The 6,000-nt window shown below is 44.9% G+C and carries 5 protein-coding genes; 4 read left to right on the forward strand and 1 reads right to left on the reverse strand.

Going from position 1 to position 6,000, the window contains the following annotated elements:
- Positions 1 to 38 precede the first annotated feature (38 nt).
- From QUA23_RS31195 to urtA, 4 genes are all read left to right on the forward strand, one after another.
- A complete protein-coding gene (locus QUA23_RS31195) occupies positions 39 to 158 on the forward strand; it encodes a transposase family protein (RefSeq protein ID WP_445243528.1) in 120 nt (39 codons plus the stop codon).
- Positions 159 to 340: 182 nt separating this feature from the next.
- Positions 341 to 502, forward strand: coding sequence for a transposase family protein (locus tag QUA23_RS27995; RefSeq protein ID WP_333079139.1), 162 nt, complete (start codon positions 341 to 343; stop codon positions 500 to 502).
- Between the two features lie 106 nt (positions 503 to 608).
- Positions 609 to 1,118, forward strand: coding sequence for a transposase family protein (locus QUA23_RS28000; protein WP_333079140.1), 510 nt, complete (start codon positions 609 to 611; stop codon positions 1,116 to 1,118).
- Between the two features lie 590 nt (positions 1,119 to 1,708).
- Positions 1,709 to 4,639 carry an urea ABC transporter substrate-binding protein gene (gene urtA, locus QUA23_RS28005; protein WP_333079137.1) on the forward strand — a complete coding sequence of 977 codons (2,931 nt, stop codon included), beginning with the start codon at positions 1,709 to 1,711 and terminating at the stop codon, positions 4,637 to 4,639.
- A gap of 694 nt (positions 4,640 to 5,333) precedes the next feature.
- Here urtA and QUA23_RS28010 read toward each other — a convergent pair.
- Complete coding sequence (locus QUA23_RS28010) at positions 5,334 to 5,885, reverse strand: histidine phosphatase family protein (RefSeq protein WP_333079138.1); 552 nt, start codon at positions 5,883 to 5,885, stop codon at positions 5,334 to 5,336.
- Positions 5,886 to 6,000: the final 115 nt, after the last annotated feature.

Consider the following 6,000-nt stretch of genomic DNA (forward strand, 5'->3'; position numbering starts at 1 on the left):
AAGCAACAATTATTTGCTCCGTTCTCGTCAAAAATTAAATAGAAGTTTGCCCACGATGTGGACAAACCAGCCGCCGTATTCATCAAAATAAAAGGTATTTAGTTCTAGCTTTACCAATCAATAACAGAAGACATCTCCCCAATAGTAACATTATATGATAAAAGAACCTAAAAAACATTTTTTTACACATAAATATGAGTGACATATCCTGAATCATCTTGAAGAGAATCATACAGAAACACAGTAATTAATTGGTGTGGAATATGAACAGTTACAACAATTGCTCCAAAATGCCGAAAGATTATATCATGAAAAACAAGCTTTACTAGACTCCAAGAAAGTGAGAATTATTGCTGGTGGAGTCGGTCGAAAACCCCAACTATCTATTCCCGAACAAATAATTTTAACTTTGTTCTATCTTAGGCATAGGAAAACATTTCAAATTCTGGGCATCCAGTTTGGAGTAAGTGAGTCTACAGCTAATGATACATTTAACTATTAGTTTGGGCGCCTGCTTTGATTGCTACCATCTAGCTTGCTTGAACAAATAAAAAAACGCTGCTGAGTATGCAATAGCTAAGGAAATACTCAGAGAATATTAATTAACAATAGATACCTACGAACAAGCCAGAGAAAGACCTGGAACTCGTGATAAACAAGAAAAATACTTTTCAGGCAAGAAGAGTAATCATACATTTAAAAGTCTAATAATTATCATGCCATATGGTAGAGGTATAGTTGATGTTGTGGCAGGTGAACCTGGACATAAAAGCTATATAACCTTATTCCGGGAATATCGCTCAAAGTTTGACTATCAACAAATATTTAAGCGAGATAAAGCTTACGTTGGAGAAAATTTAATAACAACTCCCATTGAAAAAGCCAGAAAACGAGAATTAACAACGGAACAAAAAGAACCCAACAAAGCGTTTTCTGCTCGCCGACTGTTTGTCGAACATCGCATTAAAACGGTCAACACATTTCTAGTTTTCCAAAAAACATTTAGATTAAATTTCCAAAAATATGAGCTAGTAATGTTAACTACTTTTGGAAGAGTAATGTTGCGAATTGCATTGCTAATATTACCATTAGGAAAAGCGGTGAAAGCGTCAGATTAAAATTTACACAGCTAACTCAATATTTTGGTACAATTATCAACAATACATATCTCATAGTCTGGTTTAATCGTACACACTAGCTAATTTAGGATGATTACATTTACGTCATAGAGCTTAACTACACAGAGGCTTTGAGCGTTTTCGGAGATGTCTTCTACAGAGCGACAGTGCTTTTTGAATTTGGGATAACCCTTCCTTTTATGACCTTTTTTACAGCATCTATAGAAGGTAGATATAGAAGCCCAAGCGCGTTCCGCACTGGGTTTACGGGCGGCTGACTTGAGCTTTTTCGCGAAAGCGAACTATGCAGGCAATATCTTTACAGAGTGCGTACAACATATTCTTACTAATATCTGCGTTGTCCATCCAAACTCTGACAGCTTTTTTTCTAATGAACTCGCCTGTTCGGATGGCTTCATCAAGTGCACAGTATTGCTCTCTCGTTCTGTTTTTTAGCTTTGCTTTTCTTACTATTATGGTATGATTATATCAAACTTCAGCACTTTTTATCCAGGAAAGTCCTAGATAAAAGCCGCACTTAAGTGCGGGGCTTTAAACCCCATTTTTCGGTAAAAATTATCTAAAACCCTATGGGAGCAAGGAGCAGTAACCCCCTCGAAGCAGCCGGCTCGACTCGTGAGCCGATCAAAATAGGCGTGTTGCATTCGCTGACGGGCACGATGTCCATCAGCGAAATTTCTGTTAAAGATGCGACGGTGTTGGCTGTTGAGGAAATTAATGCGGCGGGAGGGGTGCTCGGACGCCCCTTGGAAGCGGTTATAGAAGATGGAGCCAGCGATTTGCAAACTTTTGCTCAAAAAGCTAAGCAATTGCTCTTTGAAGCTCAGGTGGCGGTGGTATTTGGCTGTTGGACTTCGGCGAGCCGCAAAGCTGTACAGCCGGTTTTCGACCAGGGCAAAGGGTTGCTGTTCTATCCGGTGCAGTATGAAGGGCTAGAACAGTGTCCGAATATTTTCTACATTGGTGCTGCCCCAAACCAACAGATTGTGCCTGGGGTGAATTACTTGCTGGCACAGGGGAAGCGGAAAATTTTCCTGTTGGGTTCGGATTATCTCTTTCCCCGCACGGCAAATCGGATTGTGAAAGCTCAACTGGCTGCACAGGGGGGAGAGTTGGCGGGGGAAGTGTATCTGCCGCTGGGATCGAGGGAAGTGGGCGAGGCGATCGCACATATCTTAGCAGTGAAACCAGATGCTATTCTCAACACTCTCAACGGGGACAGCAATGTGGCTTTTTTCCAAAAGTTGCGGGAAGCTGGCGTGAAACCCGATGATTTGCCAGTGATGTCGGTCAGCGTAGCAGAAGAAGAAGTGCGGGCGATCGGGCCGTCCAATATTGCCGGACATTTGGTGGTGTGGAACTATTTTCAAACGGTGGATACACCGGAAAATCGTAAATTTGTCAAGGCTTATAAAGCCCGATACGGGGAAAATCGAGTCACGGATGACCCGATCGAAGCGGCTTATTTGGGCGTTTACCTGTGGAAGCAAGCAGTAGAAAAAGCTGGTTCGACAGATGTGGTTAAAGTCAGGGCGGCTGCTAAAAATATTGAGTTGGCAGCGCCATCGGGCAAGGTAAAAATAGATGCCCAAACGCAGCATACCTGGAAAACAGTACGGATTGGTAAGGTGAGGTTGGACGGTCAAATTGAGGAAATTTGGAATTCCGGCGCACCGGTTCGGCCAGATCCTTTTCTCAAAGGCTATCCTTGGGCGGCGGCACTGGCTACGAGGGGAATTGCTCTGGGAACTCGGGCGTCTTTGAGCGGGCTGTTTGTGATCTTGGTGCTGATAACTTGGATGGCGGTGGGAGTTGGGTGGATGGGTTCTGTGGAGATGAAGAACTATTTGCTGACAATGGACGCTGCATCAGCTCCGGCGGCGGGGGTTCCTGAAGCCGCAATGGCGGTGCTGGTGCAGCAAACTCTCTTGGTGGCGAGCCGCACTCAGCACTGGCTGCTGGCAGCTTTGGGTTTGAGTTTGATCGCGGGGATAGTGGCTTTTGTGTCGGTGTCGGCAATTATTCGGAATCTCGGCTTGCTGCGGGAAACTGCCGAAGAGATGGCGAGCGGTGATTTGACGGCTCGATCGCCTGTGGTTTCTAATGACGCGATCGGGGTGCTATCTTCTACTCTCAATACAATGGCTCAGCAAATTAGCAGTTTGCTCAACGGTTTGGAAGTGCGGCAGCGGCAGCTAGAGGAACGATCGCGCGAATTGGAAGTTGCTAAGAACGCTGCCGAAGCTGCTAACCGGGCGAAAAGCACTTTTTTGGCAAATATGACTCACGAGTTGCGGACGCCCTTGAATGCGATTATTGGGTACAGCGAGCTGCTGCAAGAAGAGGCTCTGGAACTCGGCGAAGAAGAGTTTGTGATGGATTTGGCAAGCATTAATATGGCAGGCAAGCAGTTGCTCACCATTATTAGTGACATCCTGGATATTTCTAAAATTGAAGCAGGAAAGGTGACTCTTTTTTTAGAGACTTTTGAGGTGTGGAATTTGATCGAGGAGGTTGTGACTACTGTTCAACCCCAGCTAGGGAAAAATGGCAATACTTTGATGGTCAATTGCGATCGCAATATTGGCACGATATACTCCGATTTGTCAAAGCTGCGGCAAGCGCTGTTGAATTTGGTGACCAATGCTGCTAAGTTTACCGATCGAGGCAAAATTACGATTAATGTTTGGAAAGAAGAAGGGGAGGTTTTGCCGCTCGACAATTCCGAAGAACTCTCGGCAGCTTTTTCTGGGTGTCAACAGCCTGCGATCGTCTTTCAAGTAACCGATACCGGCATCGGCATGACTGAGGATCAGGTATCGAGGCTGTTCGCAGCTTTCGCTCAAGCCGACGATTCTACTACCCGCAAATACGGCGGCACCGGTTTGGGGCTGACAATTAGCCGGAAGTTTTGCCAGATGATGGGCGGGGACATTACGGTTGATAGCGAGTTTGGCTGCGGTTCTAGTTTTACGATCCGGTTGCCGATTGCGGTTACAAGCCCGAAAGAAGCGCAGGACGATCGAGAAACCGCAGAAATGCAGCCGAAGTCTTCCGACGACGATTTAGAAACGAGTGCAGAATCGACGGAAGCGAAGCAAAAAGCAGTGCGATCGCAAGCGCTGGAGCTGCCCAATGCTGCTACTGTCCTAGTGATTGACGACGATCCGGACGCGCGGGATTTGATGACCCGCTGCTTGTCGAAACAGGGATTTCGGGTGCGATCGTCGGCTAGCGGTCAAGGGGGGCTGATGTTGGCTAAGAATTTGCTGCCGGACGCGATTATTCTGGACGTGATGATGCCAAGTATGGACGGCTGGGCGGTGCTGTCGGCGTTGAAAGCCGATCGAGATTTGGTTGATATTCCAGTGATTATGATAACTTTTTTGGACGACCAAAATCAGGGTTTGGAATTGGGAGCGGCGGAGTATGTGAGGAAGCCTGTGGATTACAAGCGCTTTGCTGCTTTATTGAGCAAATATCAGGGTCTGGGGAAGTAGTTATTAGTCATATCTATTCTGCTTGCACGAGCAAGATATTGTTGACTGTTGACTGTTGACTGTTGACTGTTGACTGTTGACTAAAATTATGATTTCGGAACAACTGACTGTTTAGACATTTAAACAATACCGATGCAACCGCAAACGATATCAGTAGTCATTAGCCCTTGAACTCTCAAATGTGAAATATCAACTGTTAAATGTTGTGACTTCTTAACAGTTATAGCAACCGCGAAGAAGCTGAGGACGTTATTAATTGTTGAAATTATTGCTGGGATAGTTTTCTGCCGAAGGTCTTCTGCTAGAACTGTTACCACTTACCAAAAATATTTTAATATTTAATCGCTCTCCTGCCAACGGATCGGACACTCTTGTTGTAACTAAAAAGTGAGATTTTGTGGATTGAGTAGTTCGCTTTGCCAGCGAACTCAAGTTCTTTGGCTAACCTGTGACCGCATTAGGAATAGAGATTTGTAGCGCTTTTTCGCTCGTGCTTTTCATGACCCAGTTGATGTATTTAACAATGGCGAAAAGATTGTTGGCGTTGCTGAGTCACGGTATGAAAATAGATAAGTTGGAAATTCCGAAGATGTTCTGACGCGCTTGTTTCATTTTTTGCAGATTGAGTCGTTCATACCATAAATCAGCAACGCCACTCTGGCGTTGGTTGGGGCATTGTTCCAGTGAAGGTAGGTTACGAGGGTTGATCGCCTGCATCACTCGCCACAGTAGCATCGGGTGCTGCCGATTCTAGCTCCGGTGGCAGATGATTCGTGATGAAGGAACTCCAATGAGCTATTCCACCTGAATCAAATTCCATCTGCAAAATTGACGCATTCGGTACTGGAAATCCTCGCGAAAATCCCAAAAGCCGATTCATCGCAACGGCATCAATTAACTTTGGGTTAGCCAAAATCTGCCACAGCATTGCTTTGATAAAAAATCCATGTGAAAAGATAACTACAAAACCGGATTGTTGTTGTAACTGGTTTATGAAAGTTCGGACTCGTTCCATCAGTTGGACCAAGGATTCGGCGTTGGTTCCATCGACATATTCAGGGTCGCAGCGATCCCAGTAAGCTTTGCTCAGAGGTTTGCGATCCAGGATTGTGGTTGGTTGATCGAACTGTAGACCCAGATAGGTAAATTCCTGAACTTGCCAAACCTCAACGGGTGTATGTGGAAATTTTTCAATCAATGGTTGAGCAGTGAGTTGTGTTCTGAGATAAGGTGAAGTCACAATCAAGTCGGGAGATTGTTTAACGGCGGTTGGAATACATTTTGATTAGACATCTCCGAAAAATAAAATAAAGAGTAGGAAGAGATGGTAAAATATCTTTTTTTCGGGACTGAACATGAGT

This window comes from Microcoleus sp. Pol1C5 (genome assembly GCF_036701115.1).
Classification (GTDB): domain Bacteria; phylum Cyanobacteriota; class Cyanobacteriia; order Cyanobacteriales; family Microcoleaceae; genus Microcoleus.